Source organism: Pontibacillus salipaludis (assembly GCF_014642405.1).
Taxonomy (GTDB): Bacteria; Bacillota; Bacilli; order Bacillales; family BH030062; genus Pontibacillus; species Pontibacillus salipaludis.
Window position 1 is genome coordinate 83,532 of record NZ_BMIN01000016.1, and the last position, 16,003, is coordinate 99,534.

17 protein-coding genes are annotated in these 16,003 nt (G+C 40.3%); 7 read left to right on the forward strand and 10 right to left on the reverse strand.

Annotated features, from left to right (window positions below; all coding sequences use genetic code 11):
* Positions 1 to 145 precede the first annotated feature (145 nt).
* The 5 genes from IEW76_RS15840 to IEW76_RS15860 form a co-directional block, all read right to left on the reverse strand.
* Complete coding sequence (locus IEW76_RS15840) at positions 146 to 760, reverse strand: PH domain-containing protein (RefSeq protein ID WP_188655408.1); 615 nt, start codon at positions 758 to 760, stop codon at positions 146 to 148.
* Positions 761 to 813: 53 nt separating this feature from the next.
* Positions 814 to 1,173, reverse strand: a complete 360-nt coding sequence (locus IEW76_RS15845; RefSeq protein WP_188655409.1) for a Lin0512 family protein — start codon at positions 1,171 to 1,173, stop codon at positions 814 to 816.
* Between the two features lie 591 nt (positions 1,174 to 1,764).
* Positions 1,765 to 2,763 (reverse strand): sodium:calcium antiporter, encoded by a 999-nt coding sequence (locus IEW76_RS15850; RefSeq protein WP_188655410.1) that lies wholly within the window; start codon positions 2,761 to 2,763, stop codon positions 1,765 to 1,767.
* 47 nt (positions 2,764 to 2,810) lie between these two features.
* Positions 2,811 to 3,386 (reverse strand): histidine phosphatase family protein, encoded by a 576-nt coding sequence (locus tag IEW76_RS15855; RefSeq protein WP_188655411.1) that lies wholly within the window; start codon positions 3,384 to 3,386, stop codon positions 2,811 to 2,813.
* A gap of 113 nt (positions 3,387 to 3,499) precedes the next feature.
* Positions 3,500 to 3,940 (reverse strand): nucleoside 2-deoxyribosyltransferase, encoded by a 441-nt coding sequence (locus IEW76_RS15860; protein WP_188655412.1) that lies wholly within the window; start codon positions 3,938 to 3,940, stop codon positions 3,500 to 3,502.
* A 28-nt stretch (positions 3,941 to 3,968) separates the two neighbouring features.
* Between IEW76_RS15860 and IEW76_RS15865 the strand changes: the two genes are divergently transcribed.
* Positions 3,969 to 4,457: a metallophosphoesterase family protein gene (locus IEW76_RS15865; RefSeq protein WP_188655413.1), complete on the forward strand. Its 489-nt coding sequence runs from the start codon at positions 3,969 to 3,971 to the stop codon at positions 4,455 to 4,457.
* Between the two features lie 737 nt (positions 4,458 to 5,194).
* Here the strand turns inward: IEW76_RS15865 and IEW76_RS15870 are convergent.
* From IEW76_RS15870 to IEW76_RS15880, 3 genes are read right to left on the reverse strand one after another with little or no spacing between them, the layout of a single operon-like run.
* Positions 5,195 to 6,556: an aldehyde dehydrogenase gene (locus tag IEW76_RS15870; protein WP_188655428.1), complete on the reverse strand. Its 1,362-nt coding sequence runs from the start codon at positions 6,554 to 6,556 to the stop codon at positions 5,195 to 5,197.
* An 18-nt stretch (positions 6,557 to 6,574) separates the two neighbouring features.
* Positions 6,575 to 7,495: a ribonuclease Z gene (rnz, locus tag IEW76_RS15875; protein ID WP_188655414.1), complete on the reverse strand. Its 921-nt coding sequence runs from the start codon at positions 7,493 to 7,495 to the stop codon at positions 6,575 to 6,577.
* A gap of 10 nt (positions 7,496 to 7,505) precedes the next feature.
* The gene (locus IEW76_RS15880; RefSeq protein WP_188655415.1) at positions 7,506 to 7,811 is read right to left on the reverse strand and encodes an ArsR/SmtB family transcription factor; all 306 of its coding nucleotides are present in this window, start codon (positions 7,809 to 7,811) and stop codon (positions 7,506 to 7,508) included.
* A gap of 333 nt (positions 7,812 to 8,144) precedes the next feature.
* Between IEW76_RS15880 and IEW76_RS15885 the strand changes: the two genes are divergently transcribed.
* From IEW76_RS15885 to IEW76_RS15895, 3 genes are read left to right on the forward strand one after another with little or no spacing between them, the layout of a single operon-like run.
* Entirely contained in the window at positions 8,145 to 9,008 is an 864-nt protein-coding gene (locus IEW76_RS15885; protein ID WP_188655416.1) for an amino acid ABC transporter substrate-binding protein, read from the forward strand.
* The gene (locus IEW76_RS15890) at positions 8,992 to 9,696 is read left to right on the forward strand and encodes an amino acid ABC transporter permease (protein WP_188655417.1); all 705 of its coding nucleotides are present in this window, start codon (positions 8,992 to 8,994) and stop codon (positions 9,694 to 9,696) included. The genes IEW76_RS15885 and IEW76_RS15890 overlap by 17 nt, the downstream gene beginning before the upstream one ends.
* 16 nt (positions 9,697 to 9,712) lie before the next feature.
* Entirely contained in the window at positions 9,713 to 10,450 is a 738-nt protein-coding gene (locus tag IEW76_RS15895; protein WP_188655418.1) for an amino acid ABC transporter ATP-binding protein, read from the forward strand.
* 108 nt (positions 10,451 to 10,558) lie between these two features.
* Here the strand turns inward: IEW76_RS15895 and namA are convergent, their stop codons facing one another.
* Together namA and IEW76_RS15905 are read right to left on the reverse strand one after the other, a co-directional pair.
* Complete coding sequence (gene namA, locus IEW76_RS15900) at positions 10,559 to 11,578, reverse strand: NADPH dehydrogenase NamA (RefSeq protein ID WP_188655419.1); 1,020 nt, start codon at positions 11,576 to 11,578, stop codon at positions 10,559 to 10,561.
* Positions 11,579 to 11,650: 72 nt separating this feature from the next.
* Positions 11,651 to 12,817, reverse strand: coding sequence for a glycosyltransferase family 2 protein (locus tag IEW76_RS15905; protein WP_188655420.1), 1,167 nt, complete (start codon positions 12,815 to 12,817; stop codon positions 11,651 to 11,653).
* A gap of 180 nt (positions 12,818 to 12,997) precedes the next feature.
* On the opposite strand from IEW76_RS15905, the gene IEW76_RS15910 reads away from it, so the two are divergent.
* The 3 genes from IEW76_RS15910 to IEW76_RS15920 all read left to right on the forward strand — a co-directional run bounded on the left by IEW76_RS15910 (position 12,998) and on the right by IEW76_RS15920 (position 15,861).
* Positions 12,998 to 13,579 (forward strand): anthranilate synthase component II, encoded by a 582-nt coding sequence (locus tag IEW76_RS15910; protein ID WP_188655421.1) that lies wholly within the window; start codon positions 12,998 to 13,000, stop codon positions 13,577 to 13,579.
* Positions 13,576 to 15,303 (forward strand): aminodeoxychorismate synthase component I, encoded by a 1,728-nt coding sequence (gene pabB, locus IEW76_RS15915; RefSeq protein ID WP_188655422.1) that lies wholly within the window; start codon positions 13,576 to 13,578, stop codon positions 15,301 to 15,303. The genes IEW76_RS15910 and pabB overlap by 4 nt, the downstream gene beginning before the upstream one ends.
* Positions 15,304 to 15,375: 72 nt before the next feature.
* On the forward strand, positions 15,376 to 15,861 hold the full coding sequence (locus tag IEW76_RS15920) for a DUF456 domain-containing protein (protein ID WP_188655423.1): 486 nt from the start codon (positions 15,376 to 15,378) through the stop codon (positions 15,859 to 15,861).
* The last annotated feature ends 142 nt before the right edge of the window (positions 15,862 to 16,003 follow it).

The window sequence follows — 16,003 nt, forward strand, 5'->3', positions numbered from 1 at the left end:
GTTTCGGAAAAGGAATCACATCTCCCATGCTCACATCACCTCACTTCTAGGCTGTCCCTTTAGTGTATGAGCGTTGAGGAAGGGAATATGCTTTTTCGTTTATAGAAAAAGCAGCTACTCGAAATAATCGATAGCTGCTTGGAAACTAATTTTGGATATAGCGCTCAAATACGTCTCCAAAATCCTTTACCGTGTATTTTTGTTTACTTTCAACTAACCAGTTAAACGCTAACTGATTAATGGACTTGAATTCCTCAAATACACGGTTGTCTTTAATATCTGCTCGATGCAAAGTATTAGATGCATAATCAAGACTCTGCTTTGTAAATTCGTAATAAGCATCATTCTCGCTCATAATCTCAGCTATTTTAAGGAGGGCTTTATATAGGTCTTTCAGTTCTTCGATGTTCTTCTTGTGAACGTCAATGGAGAAAGACTGATTTCCCATTGAAAATTTAATCTCAACATCTAAATCAACGGTACCTGCGGTTTCAAGGGCAACATTTGAAATCGTATGTTTGTAATAATCGTAGCGATGAAGCATACGTTTTTTACTTGTTGCGCTAGTACCATCTAAGTGAATTAAAGCTTTGTTCGTAAAGCAATACTCATCAGCAGCAGATTTAATTAGGAAGAAGATCTTCTCCCCATCTTCATGCATTACATAATCGTCTGCATCGACTTTATCATAGTCCTCTGGAAGAATAACTTTTCCCACATCACTTAAGCCAAGGGCATCAGAAGCTACCTTTTTAAACATATTAACTTCACCTTCCTGTCGTTTTGTATAATGCTTGTTTCATCATTTAGATATTAGTAGCCTACTTCTACAGAAGCATTGACGATATACATTAAATCATTTTTGTCTTCCTTTTCTTCTAAGTGAATGCCACTAGTCGTAAGCATGCCACCTTCCATCACTTCAACTGTGACAGTACCATAAGGAATGGCGCTTCGAACTTCTTCAATATCTAACTTTTCGTGATCACAAGGTGCTGCTAGTTTTATGTTAACGACCATGTTGTCTAAAGACTGTTCGGGTAAAATACTTTTAATACCAGGCATAGAGTTGGTATGTATGGCGTTTTTTACAGCACGAACAGCTGCTTTTGTGACATTCTGACCGTGAACATCAACGCCCATACCTGTTTCAATAAATACGAGTTGTTCCATTCTATCGCTCCTTTCTATAATCATCCCTATTGTAGCATATGGTCATTTTCTTGTGGTAAATGGTCTCTTTATTCAATTGGTCTTATTAAAGTTTTAATGCTTCCTTGTTAATAAGCTAACTCAAGAATAGGGTGGTATTGTTGAACACTTGAAATTTAGAGAATGTTTCCGTTACCTTTAGTTTAGTGTAAGGTGGGCCTGGAGACCACTCGCTTTCCTATGGCTCACCTAGGCTCTTCTGCCCACGGGAGTCTTGCAGTTTCCAGGCCCACCTTTGCCATATAAGGGTAAACGAAAACATGCCATATAGGTTGACATTAGAAATCCTGATGCGAACTGCGGGATCGTTCACCTTATTAAAGCCAGGGCATGCTCGGGGACTGCGAGACTCCCGCGGGAAAAGGAGCCTAGGGGGGACCCCGCAGAGAGCGTATGCGAACGAGGAGGCTTCCCAGCTCCCCGCAGGAAAGCGAGTTGTCCCCGAGCAAGCCCAAGCACTCATAATCGTAACGGCCCCTTCCAGCTTCAATTCTTCCGCATAAGGGGGCATATAGGGCATATAAAAACAACCAGCCAAGATGGCTGGTTGTTTTAAATCGTAGAATGAGTGTAGATCAAATAGCTTGATGCTAAGTAAATCAGCACAATTAACGTAGAAGGGATAACGTACGTTAGTGAATTGGCTGATTTCTTTCGCAAAATGGCATAAAGAGTAATTGCGATTAAGAGCATTGATCCAATTATGGAGTATACATGAGCTTCGTTTCCTGCTTGGAGAAGAGGGCCATCTCTGAAAAAGATATCTGTCCCGGCTAGAATGAGCAGGTTAAACAAGTTGCTTCCAAGTATCCCGTTCATCATTAAAGAGTAATTTCGCAATCGAATAGCGATAAAAGATGATACAGCTTCGGGTAATGAAGTGCTTGCAGCGATTAGTAATGAACCAACAAATGTAGATCCAAGTCCGCTAATTTGCGCAATGCGATCTCCAGTTACCGTAAGAAGACTTCCTGCAAGTATTGTTCCTATTGCAGCAAGTGCGAAGTAGAGAATGGCTTGGTTTAAGCTCGTATCTTTAATTCGTTGTTGGTGTCTTGCATTCGCTTCTTCAACAGGGGTTTCTACCTCATTTGAGGTGAACTGTGATATAACTCTAATCCCAACAAGGTAAAATGCAATGATCATGATTGAATCAAGTCCAACTCCCCAGAAGGAATACGGAAGGGAAATGATAAAGGATAATAAAATAACCATCGACATTAATAGACCAAGTCCCGCTGTAGCTGCATGTTCATTTGTTGAGTAACGCAATAGGCGAGACCTGCGGTAATAAAGATCAAATAACGCTAGTATAAGTACGTTAAAAAGATTACTACCCAATAGGTTTCCTAAAGCTAGGTCTGGATTATCTATGGTTACAGCGGTGATACTTGTTGTGATTTCTGGCAAGGATGTTGCGGCACCAAGCAAAAGCCCAATCATGGCACCTGTAGCAGCTGATTTCTTTTCAATGATATCTGCATAAGTGGATAAGTTTACAGCTAGTAAAAAGGTAACTATAGCAGCTATCGTAAAGAGAATATAGGTCAAGTAAAATACACTCCTGTGTTCATTGTTAAAATGTTCGATTCCTGTGTTTAAGAAAGGTGATGAGTTTCATTGTAGGTTGTGATTTGCCAAAGTTCATTTAGGTGTTCAATGTTACTGATACACGCATTCATTAACTTCGTCTTACCTGAACCAATTTCTCCTTCAGATAGGACGGATAATATGGCATTAATCACAGCACCATGAGCAACTAATAGAATCTTTTTGTCTTGAAATTGTTGTTGAACTTCGTTGAGGCCATCAAAAATTCGTTTTTGGAATGGTTCCCACTCCTCTTGTCCCTGATAATCGCGATTAGGGTATCTCGCATGGATTTCATCATATGTTAACCCAGATCCTTCACCGAAAGCTCGCTCTTTGAAGTTCTCCATCTCCACAAGATCAATAGGTTGGTTGAGATGGTCTAATATAATAGTAGCTGTTTCTTTTGCTCTTGATAGAGGACTTGTAATGAACACGTCCCAATCGTAATGTTGAAGGTGTAAACCGGCTTCCTTTGCCTGCTGACGTCCTGTATCATTTAAGTGGATGTCTTCTTGGCCTTGTAAACGCGATTGTTTGTTCCACTCGGTTTCACCATGTCTTACTAAACATATGGTTGTCAAGATATCTAAATCCTTTCTTATGAAGAAACGTGCTTAACTGTTTCGATTATTGGGTCACTATTATTGTACATAAGCAGCGGGTAAGGAGCAACGAAAAACGTCTCTCAAGTATGTCAGATGATCTCGCCATTATAAGTATTAGAAGGGAGGGTATGGAAGTCGTAAGCGATCAAGTCCTCTAATGAATGAACAAATGCTCTTCCTGACTCCGCAATCATAAGATTCATAACGGTATCCTTTTCAGTATAAACAATAATGGGGATGCGATGTGCATAAGCAAACCCCATTTCCCACATCGTGCCGGAATCCGGATAGGGTTTATCACCACTATCATGGATGGCGACCATTACATCTGACTCTAAAATGTGTATCACATCGTTTGAGAAGACGGCTTTTCTCCATCGTTCTTCTCCAAACTCTAGAGGTTTGAACTGGTTTTTCATGGGGATAAAGACTTCTAATCCCTTGATATCTTGTAGAACTTCAGCAATTTCTCGTACCCGTTCACGTTCTTCTTCGTTAAAGAAAGGACCTGCTAAGAAAACTTTCATCATATAACCACCTTTAGGAAGGAATGAGAAAATGAGAATAATCGTTATCTCTGATACACATATGCCAAAGAAGGGGGAAGCATTCCCTGAATCTTTAATACAAGAGTTAAGGCACGTAGACTTAATCATTCATGCAGGAGATTGGAGTAGTAGAGGGATTTACGAAGCACTAGTTTCTTATGGAGAGGTAAAAGGTGTTCAAGGGAATGTTGAAGAAGATGAAATTCGAGAACTTCTTCCTGAAAAGTTACTTTTAGAAATCGATGGATATAAAATAGGTGTTGTTCATGGACATGGGGAGAAGAAGACTACTGAAAAACGTGTGATTGAAGCATTTGAGGAAGAGGAAGTCGATCTCATTATCTTTGGCCATTCACACTTACCACTCACAAGATGGGTGAAAAAGACACTCCTATTCAACCCAGGATCTCTAATGGACAAGCGTAAACTTCCATATGGATCTTACGGAATTATTGATACCTCAAATGGATTAAGATGTACTCACCGTTATATTACATAGGTCTTAAAACTAGGCTCTGTTAAAGTTTGCTGTTGTTATTCTTTAAAACAAGCTTGTTCAAGAATAGGGCAGTATTGTTGAAGACTCGAAGCTGAGAGAATGTTTCCGTTTGCTTTAGTTGAGCGTAAGTTAGGCCTGGAAACCACTCGCTTTCCTGTGGGGAGCTGGTGAGCCTCCTCACCCGGCAAGCCGACCTCCGGGGTCTCACCTAGATTAGAAAGTGCAGGCGTGGTGTCCAGGACCCTACGGACAAGACAGCTTTTTGGAAAAGGCGATAAGCCTTTGTAAAAAAGATGACTTGTCACGCTAGGTCCTCCACGCCGGAACTAGACTGGCTCTTCTTCCCACGAGAGTCTCGCAGTTTCCAGGCCTACCTTTTCCGTATTAGGGTGAACGGAAACAAGCCATATGAGAAGAAACAAAATTACTTTGTGTGATTCCAGGACCGTTAACCTAGTTAACGTAAGGGCTAGCTCGGGGACTGCGAGACTCCCGCGGGGTAAGGAGCCTAGGGAAGACCCCACAGAGAGCGTTAGCGAACGAGGAGGCTTCCCAGCTCCCCGCAGGAAAGCGAGTTGTCCCCGAGCAAGCCCAAGCACTCATAATCGTAACGGCCCTTTCCACACTAAAGTGTCTCAGCTTAGAGTCTTCTATATAAGGGGGCTTATATGGAAGACTCTAAGCATTAACAGACTTAAACTAAATTCCCCACTCTTAAAAATAAGAGTGGGGAGTGTTTATTTGAGTAATTTTTTTATAAGTTTTAGACCGTGTTTACGGCCAGGATAGCGAATGGAAAGGTCAAACTTCGTCGTTTGTTTAACGATTCCTTTTGAATGAGTGAAGGCATCAAAGCTTGCTTTACCGTGATAGCTACCTACGCCACTTTGACCAACGCCTCCAAAGGGGAGGTGAGGATTAGCAACGTGGAAGAGGGTGTCATTTATACACCCACCCCCGAAAGATAACTTAGATAAGATATCTTCTTGTTTCTGTTCATCCTCAGAAAAATAATAGAGAGCAAGAGGTTTTTCGTGGTTTCTCACTTCACTTACAACTTCTTCGATGTCATCGAACGTTAATACAGGTAAGATGGGCCCGAAGATCTCATCCTGCATGACCGCATCATCCCACGTAATGTGATCAAGAATAGTTGGTTCGATTGAATTTATGTCCTCGTCACGCTCTCCGCCAGCAATCAGTTCTCCATCGTTTAAGTACTTACATAAACGATCGAAATGACGTTTATTGACGATATGACTGTACTCCTCATTATATAGAGGGTCTTCACCGTAGAGGTCTTTGATGGCTTGTTTTAATTTACTTAGCAATTCAGGTTTAACAGACCAATGGACATATACATAATCAGGGGCAATACACGTTTGACCAGCGTTGGTGAACTTACCCCAAGCAATCCGTTTTGCAGCTAGGTCGAGATTTGCATCTTCCTCCACAATTGTTGGACTTTTTCCTCCTAACTCTAATATGACAGGCGTTAGATGTTGGCTTGCTTTTTCCATTACGATTTTTCCAACTGGGACACTACCTGTGAAGAATATTAAATCAAAACGCTCTTCAAGTAACTTTTGGCTAACTTCAGCATCTCCTTCAACTACGGCAAGTACAGCAGGATCAAACCATTTATCTATCATTTCTTTCAATAGAGATGATGTTTCAGGTGTGAGTTCTGATGGTTTTAGAACAACTGTGTTTCCAGCAGCTAAGGCTCCAATAACTGGGGCAAGTGCGAGTTGAAAAGGGTAATTCCACGGAGCAATTATGAGCGTAACTCCGTAAGGTTCTTGATATAAGTAACTTTTAGATCCTGCGTGTGTAAAAGGCGTCTTCACCTTTTGAGGTTTCATCCATTCTTTAAGATTTTTTATAGCAGAGGTGATCTCACTATATAAAAATCCAATTTCAGTTGTATAACTTTCAAATTCTGATTTATGCAAGTCCCTATAAAGGGCATGAATAATAGATTGCTCATTTTCTTCAATCATGCTCCTGAGTGTGTTTAATTGTTCTTTTCGAAATGAGTAGGGCTTAGTAGATTCTGTGTAGTAAAATGTTCGTTGATGTTCAACTAACTCATTGATCCTCAACTCAAAACCTCCTTAATCGCGTACCATGAAGTGCCTCAAGTCGGCAGCGATTTCTGTATTAGAAAAATAGCTTTTTGCCTCATTTAATAATTGTTCTACGTCGTTGTCCTGATAGCGAGAAGAAATATGGGTAAGAATTAGTTGTGCTACTCCTGCGTCTCTTGCTAGTCGAGCTGCCTGAGCTGTTGTGGAATGATAGTAATTATAAGCTAATTCATCTTCATTTTCAGCGAATGTTGCTTCATGAACTAAAACATCTGCACTTTTTACAAAAGGTATAAAACGCTCATGATACCTTGTGTCCCCGAATACACAAACTTTTCTTCCCTTTTTAGGTGGCCCAACATAATCCTCACGGTTAATCATTGTTCCATTCTCTAGCATCACGCGAGGCTGATCTTTAATTTGCTGATATATAGGTCCAGGTTGAACGCCTTTTTCTTTTAATCGCTCCACGAGTAGTTCACCAGGTTTATCCTTTTCCTCAAAAGCATATCCATAGCTCATAATTCCATGGTCTAACTTTTTACAAGATATTACGAATTGATCATCTTCATAAATCTTACCTTCTTCGATTTCATGAATATGTATATCGTAGGTTAACCTCGTTGAACTAACAGAAAGTGCCGTTTCAATAAACGTTTTTATACCACGAGGGCCATATATTTCTAAAGGTGAAGTTCCCCCTTGGAAAGAACGGCTTCCTAAAAAACCAGGCAATCCGAAAATATGATCTCCGTGCAAATGAGTAATAAATATCTTCTCAATTCTTCTAGGCCGGATAGAGGTGTTTAAAATTTGGTGTTGTGTGGCTTCCCCGCAGTCAATAAGCCATGTGCTACCTCTTTCCTGTAATAACTGTAAAGCGATGCTTGATACGTTTCGTTTCTTCGAAGGAACACCTGCACCTGTTCCTAAAAAGATAAATTCCATGATGGTCCTCCTACTCTATGCAATGCTCTTCAACTTCTGCAATCAATTGTTTTAATAAGTCAATTCTGTCTTCAATAGTCAGGAAATAGTACCGTTTGGTTCCTTCCTTCTCAATGGATACGATACCTGCATCACGTAGGATCTTCAGATGGTGAGATACTGCAGGTCGTGAAAGGGGAGATTTATCGGCTATTTCGTTTACACTTAACCGTTTATTTTGGTCTAACAATAGTATTATATCTTGTCTCGCTGTATCTCCCAATGCATGAAACGTTAGAGTGTTCAGGCGAAATAACTGTTCAAATTGAGTAGACATGCTTCCATTCCTTCTTTCTGTTCGTTAGTTTAAAAGTTTAAACGAAAGGTGGTGTAGAAGCAAGTTTAAATACATGATTTCAACATCTGTCTAAAGGTGAATGTGAATGGTATAAATAACTTAAGATTTAGAGAACCATAATAGCTATAGAAGTAGCGCATTTTTTTGAGCATCAAAAGACCAGTGTTTCGGTTACCTGAATAAGCAAAATTTTTTGAAGACTATTAAATGTTTAATTGACACACCCAACTTAGGAAGGGTATGATATGTATCATCAAAAAAATTAATACTTATAAGATTAGTTGGTATTAAACATCATAGGAGGTTGACGACATGAAGAAATTCTTAGCTGTTATCTCAATTACTTTACTAGCTTTGGTTATTGTTGCATGTGGTTCTAATGAAGAAGACAATAGTCAGCAAGCTGCAAATGGAGATAACAAGAATGAAGAGGAAAGTACATCAGAAGAAAGCACTAATACCGATCAGGATTTATATGAACAAATTAAAGAGGAAGGTGTTCTGCGGGTAGGAACAGAAGGGACGTACCCTCCTTATACTTTCCATGACGAAAACGATGAGCTGACGGGTTATGATGTGGAAGTGGCACGTGAAGTAGGAGAACGCCTTGGTCTTGAGGTTAAATTCATGGAAACAAAATGGGATTCTATGTTTGCTGGGCTTAACTCAAAACGCTTTGACATGATCGCAAACCAAGTTGGTATTAAGCCAGAACGTAAGGAGAAATATGATTTCACTACACCTTACACCATTTCAACTGCTGTACTTGTTGCTAAAAAAGGGAATGACAACATTAACAGCTTCGAAGATCTAGAAGGGGTAACAGCTGCTCAATCTTTAACAAGTAACTTTGCTGATATCGCTAAAGAATACGGTGCAGAAGTAACAGGTGTTGAAGGATTCAACGCTGCTATGCAGCTACTAGCTTCTGGACGTGCAGATGCAACTGTGAACGATCGTCTATCCGTTTTAGATTTTATTAAAGAAAAAGGCGATAACGCTCAGGTAGAAATAGTGGATCGTGAGGATGAAGCCTCTGAGAGTGCGCTTATGGTCCGTAAAGGTAACGATAAATTAGTCGAAGCAGTTAATGGCGCTCTGAAAGAAATGAAAGAAGACGGCACATTAGCCGAAATTTCGAAAGAATGGTTTGGCGAAGATGTATCTACTAAATAATGTATTGTACTCTGCGGTATTCGACGCAGACCGATATACCGATATTGCACAGAGTTCCTTTCTCCCGTTGGTGAAAGGAGCTCTCTTCTATTCCATTCCAATGACTCTTATATCGTTTGTTATTGGGATTATGTTAGCCATTACGACTGCTTTATTTCGTATATCTGGTATAAAATTGCTTAGCGGGATAGCCAGGGTATACATATCCATTATTCGAGGAACCCCGCTACTTGTGCAATTGTTTATTATATTCTTTGGGTTACCATCGATAGGCATTAAAATAGACCCCTTCCCAGCTGCTATTATTGGGTTCTCATTAAATACAGGGGCATATGCATCTGAAATCATTCGCGCAGCTATTCTTTCCATTCCTAAAGGGCAGTGGGAAGCTTCACAATCAATCGGGATGTCGTATGGACAGTCATTGAGGCGTGTCATTTTGCCACAAGCAACTCGGGTATCTATACCACCCTTATCGAACTCATTTATTAGTCTGGTAAAGGATACTTCTCTAGCTTCGACGATTTTAGTAGCTGAGATGTTCCGTAAAGCTCAAGAAATTGTAGCAAATACCTATGAACCACTTCTTTTATATGTGGAAGCCGCCTTAATCTATTGGATTATTTGTTTTATATTATCTCTTGTACAAGATCAAATTGAGAATAAACTAAACCGCTACGTTAGTTGAAGTTAGGAGCTTGTGTATGCTATCCATTCAGAATTTGCACAAACAATTTGGCAACCTAGTGGTCTTAGATGGGATTGACCTAAACGTTGATAAAGGGAAAGTGGTTGTTGTAATTGGACCATCTGGTTCTGGAAAAACAACGTTGCTACGTTGTTTAAATGTCCTTGAGACACCAACAAAAGGAAATATTTCTATCCAAAAAGCTCACTTAAACTTCGGCGGAAAAGTAGCTAAAAAGGATATCCAAACATTGCGCAAGCAGACTGGGATGGTGTTTCAAACATACAACCTCTTTCCTCATATGACTGCTCTTGAAAATGTAATTGAAGGACCTGTTACTGTTCAAAAGGTCAATAAGGAAAAAGCAAAAGAGAAAGGCATTCAGCTATTGCAAAAAGTTGGACTTGGAGACAAAGTTGATTTTTATCCACATCAACTTTCGGGTGGACAACAACAAAGGGTAGGGATTGCTCGTGCCCTAGCTATTGATCCTGAAGTTATGTTGTTTGATGAACCTACCTCTGCTTTGGATCCAGAACTTGTAGGCGAAGTATTACGTGTTATGAAAGAGCTTGCCAATGAAGGCATGACGATGGTGGTGGTCACTCATGAGATGAGCTTCGCAAAGGAAGTAGCTGATGAAGTACTTTTCATGGACAAAGGGCAGGTTGTCGAACGCGGTCATCCAGAAGAGATTTTCACACATCCTAAACAAGAAAGAACCCGTCAATTTTTAAACTTAATAAGTGAGTGAATGCCCATCTATAACAGACCAACTAATGATAAAGCTAAATGAAAAGGAGTATGAAACGTTTACGTTTCATACTCCTTTTTTTGTTGAAATAGAAGTGGACCGTTTTGGTTACATCCAGCCTCGTTTGTACTGAACTGGACCTTCAAGTTCCACTCCGAGTTCATCGGCGGCAGCTTTAGGCCAATAAGGATTTCGTAGCATGGCACGTGCAACGAAGACTAAATCTGCTCTTTTGTTACGAATCACTTCTTCAGCCTGAAGACCGGAAGTGATCATACCAACTGCACCAGTTGCAATTGATGCTTGGTTACGAATTTGCTCTGCGTACTGGAGCTGATACCCGGGATACACTTCTGGACGAACGGGTACAACTCCGCCAGAACTACAATCAATTAAATGGATTCCTAGTGCTTTCATACGCTCTGCATAGTAAAGGAAATCCTCCATTTGATTGCCATTCTCATCGTGTTCATTAGCTGAAATGCGTACAAAAATCGGACCATCCCATGCTGTTTTGACTTCTTCAATCACTTCTTCTAAGAAACGGAATCGTCCACTACGGTCTCCACCATATTCGTCAGAACGTTTATTTGTTAAGGGAGACAAGAACTGACTAATTAAATAACCGTGAGCCCCGTGTAACTCAATAATATCAAAGTGTGCTTCTTTGGAACGTCGGGCAGCTTCCTTGAAGGCCTCTATTGTTCGTTTTATATCCTGATTGGTCATTTCAGTTGGTGTCTTCATGTCTTCTTTGAAAGGTATAGGACTTGGTGCAAATATATCTTGATCTAATATGGCCTTACGACCGGCGTGTCCTAATTGAATGGCTGACCTTGCTCCATGACGATGTATTCCTTCATTAATTTCTTGTAATCCTTCAATATGTTCGTCGCTCCATATACCGAGGTCTTGTGGAGAAATTCGTCCCTCAGGTAATACTGAGGTTGCTTCAATCATAATAAGGCCTGCCTGGCCTGCAGCGCGGCTTTCATAATGGGCTAAATGAAACGGAGCTACTTTGCCGTCTTCTGTGTGTGAAGAGTACATACACATTGGGGACATAGCGATCCGGTTTTTTAATGTTACTTTTCCAAATGTAATAGGGGAGAATAAACTAGATTCCATAAGAAAGTGTGCCTCCTTTACCTTTATGTAAGTACGAATATATTATTTCATAATCGAGACTTCTTTACATGTTTAATGCTTGGGGTTTGAGTCTTTTTTATGAGCATGCTTCAATTCTTTTAAGGAATAGAATGTTCCGCGCCACTCTATTCCGCCTTTTTTTATGGTGAGTGCCACGGCTCGTGCAATGGTATAGACAAACAATAGAGCAGAGTAGGGGAGAGTGAGCGCGTAAGAAATCTTAAATTGCGTCAATTTCTTAGTTGTTATGGCCATTAGAGTACACATAAGTGTTATAGCAATAAGACTCAATCCTCTATTAGTGTTTGTTGTAACCATCAATGTTATGAAAGGCAACACTTGCGAAATAAAGGTCCCTATAACGGCAACAAGGCTTAATAAAACCGAATAGTTCAAACCAGCAAATGTATTTTTTTCTAACCCTTGAATGGCATCCTTTAAAGAGGGATACCATTCAACTGATAAATCTTCCATTCCTGTAGCAAGACGCTGCTTATACCCCTTAGACTTAACCTTCTGTCCAAGATATAGGTCATCATCAGGCCTTGTAGCAATCATTTCATGAGTCCCGATAGCTTCATATGTTGAACGGTTTAACATATTGAACGCTCCAATCCCCATCCCCCCTTTTTTGGAGTTGTCCTTATTAGCTGTCCAGGGTCTCTTAAAAAAGCCAAACCCAAACATGAAATAAGCTATGAAAGCTTTAAGTCGTTTACTCTTTGTGACTAAATTAGGAGCAACAGTTAGGTGATCAACTTTTTCCTTCTCAAATAACGACAGCGCTCGTTCGATTGCGCTTTCTGAGAATTGTATATCTCCGTCTGTAAAAACGAAAACATCACCTTTCGCTTTTTGGTATCCTTTATAAAGTGCGTGATTCTTACCTAACCAACCTGTAGGCAAAGTTTCTATGGTAATCGTTTTTACTCGTAACGGTGACTCATTCGCCCATTTCTTCATAATAGCCCCCGTGTTGTCTTCTGAACGGTCGTTTACAGCAATGATCTCAAGATGCTTATGTGTTTGTGCTACTAGTGATTGAAGCGTATTGTCAATTGCACGTTCTTCGTCTTTGGCAGCTACTATTACAGAAACCAATTGCACTGAACTTTGTCTTTTGATGTTCCTCAGATCTTGAATAGAGCGTAAGCCCCGCCATCCATCCCATAGAGCGAAGACCCAAAACATAATGGTTATGAATAAAAGAATCGTCATATTTTACCTCCGATCTTATGAGGTTAACCATATCATATTTATATTAAGGTAACGATGCTCAATAGTCTTTTTAAGAGTACCCTAAAACGTTGTCTTTACAAAATTTCTCCTTTTGTGTAGGGGACCCAAATCAAGCTATAATAAGAAGGTTAATACTATTACATAAAAGCGGTGGTAAGAATGATCGTCATGATCGATAACTATGATTCATTTACGTATAACTTATTTCAATATATCCAAATGGGAGGTTATGAGGTAGAGGTCTTCCGAAATGACCAAATCACTATTGAAGAGATTGAGGAACTAACACCAGAGGCCATTGTACTGTCTCCGGGTCCTGGTTCCCCAATAGAAGCGGGAATTTGTTTGTCCATAGTTCGGCATTTCTTCAACAAGATTCCCATACTTGGCATTTGTCTTGGTCACCAAATTATTGTGGAAGCTTTTGGTGGAGTCGTTGTAAAGGGGAATAGACCTATGCATGGAAAAGTAACAAGCATCCATCATGATAGACAGGGGGTATATAAAGCTCTTCCGTCACCAACTGCTGTGACGAGGTATCACTCATTAGTTGCTCAAAGCAAAAGTCTGCCGAGTGAACTTGTAGTAACTTCTCGTTCAGAAGACGGTGCTATTATGGGGGTTCGTCACAAAAAATACCCAATCGAAGGTATTCAATTCCATCCTGAAGCGATTCTAACAAGTCTGGGGTATGATATGTTACAGAACTTTTTTGCGGTAAAGGAGGTTGCTTCTTCATGATTAGATTTCAATTTAATTTTGCAGATCAGCAAGGTGTTGTTGAGCCATATGTATTTACGAATCCCGAATACGTTATTGAAGCAAATGAAGTGCAAGACATTGAGCCTGCTTTTAAAAGGATAGAAGAGGCAATTGAGGAAGGGATGTATGTGGCTGGCTATGTATCCTATGAAGCAGCACCAGCTTTTGATGACCGTTTTAAGGTTGCATTGAATCCTGATATGCCTTTACTGAAGATGGGGGTTTTTCGAGACACTAGCGCAGTCCCCCTGGAGTCAACTACAAACGATTATGAAGTTTCTAACTGGAAACTCCAATCTAATTATACCGAGTACCAGAGAGGGATTCGCGCGATACATGAGGCGATCGAAAAAGGGGACACGTATCAGGTGAACTATACAGCTCGTTTAAAAGCTGAGTTTAGTGGAAACGATCACGCCCTATTTAATGTTTTATCTCATAATCAACGATCGTCCTATAGCGCTTATTTACATTTTGACGATTACTCGATCCTGTCTGCCTCTCCGGAATTATTCTTTCGCAAAGATGGGGGGCTTCTCACAACAAAGCCTATGAAAGGGACAGTGAAGAGAGGGAAAACAACTATAGAAGACGAAGAATTGAGGCAGCACTTATCCCATTCAGAGAAAGACCGTTCTGAAAACGTAATGATTGTTGATTTGCTTCGTAATGACCTTGGTCGTATTGCTAGACCAGGAACCGTTAAGGTACCTCGATTATTTGAGATAGAAACGTATCCAACCGTCCACCAAATGACTTCTACTGTCCAGGGTGAAATAGCCCAAGAACTACCTTTTTTTGAGGTGTTTCGTGCTTTGTTCCCGTGTGGTTCGATTACAGGAGCTCCTAAGATCCGGACGATGGATTATATATCTTCATTAGAACAATCACCCCGAGATGTATACTGCGGAGCTATTGGGATGATCACACCAGATCGAAATGCGGTCTTTAACGTTCCTATACGTACTGTTTGGATTGACCATAATTCCAGGATCGCTACATACGGTGCTGGCGGAGGAATAACGTGGGAATCTACATCGAAAGGGGAATATGACGAACTTTGGGTGAAAGCCAAACTCTTAACCGAGAAGCGCCCCTCTTTTCATCTTCTTGAAACCATTCGTTTAGAAAATGGTGATTATTTCCTGGTTGAGAAGCATCTGAAGCGTATGGAAGCTAGTGCCACCTATTTTCAATACTCTTGGCCAGAGACTGCTATTTATAAAAAATTAGAGGAAATAAAGGGGTGCTATTCAAACGGCCTTTACAAAGTAAGGCTTTTACTAAATAGAGAAGGCGAGATCACGAGTGAGGTTGTTCGAGAAAAGGAACTTTTACGTGCTGTGAGGTGTAAGGTAGCGGACACATCGGTTAATAAGGAGGATCCTTTTCTATATCATAAAACAACGCATAGAGATGTATACAACGAGCACAAGGACTCTGAATATTTTTCTGTTCTTCTTTGGAATAAAAGAAGAGAGCTAACCGAATTCTTGATTGGAAATGTTGTTTTGCTTATAGATGGTGATTATGTAACACCACCTATAGAGAGTGGGTTATTATCTGGTACGTATCGTGAATATTTAATTGAGGAAGGGATCTTACACGTGCGTACACTTTATAAAGAAGATTTAGAACGTGCTAGTGAAGTATGGATGATTAACGGTTTGAAGAAATGGGTGAAAGTTGATCTCGTTCACTAAAACGTTAGACAAGGGAGTTGAAGTTTGGCATAGTGGTGTCGAACAAGATTTTTTAGAGACAGGAGCGAGGAAATGGATATTGTTTGGTGGCTTATCATTATTTTAAGCTTTATTTTCAGTTATGTTGGGCTGGTTTATCCCGTCTTACCAAGTCCATTATTTCTTTGGATTAGTGTACTTGTATATCAATTCGCCGTAAATGGCAGTGAATTAGGTTTATGGTATTGGATTACAATGGTGGTGTTAACCATCGTACTACTTATCTCAGATATTATCATTAACAGTAAAGCTGTTAAGCACTATGGGGGGACAAAGTGGGGAGAGCGCATGGCTGCAATTGGTGTAATCATAGGCTCATTTGTATTCCCGCCATTTGGTGTAATTCTTGTGCCATTTATTTTTGTTTTCATTACGGAATACATTCAGAAAGAAGACTTGCAAGAAGCCCTACAATCATCAAAAGGAGCTATTATTGGGTTCCTCGGAGGAACTCTTGCAAAGTTCATTATTCAAACGTTTATTATAGGTTGGTTTATTCTTAACGTAACCCTTTTGTAAAAGGGTTACGTTATAGATGTGTGCCCGACATGGGCGCAAGCTTTAGGGTTAGAGTCCCGAACGGTGAAGGTCGTTGTAGCCGTTAGCCAAGGGCAAGGGTGTCCGGGGTGACCCGGAATCTGAAGGAAGCCGGAGGCAAATT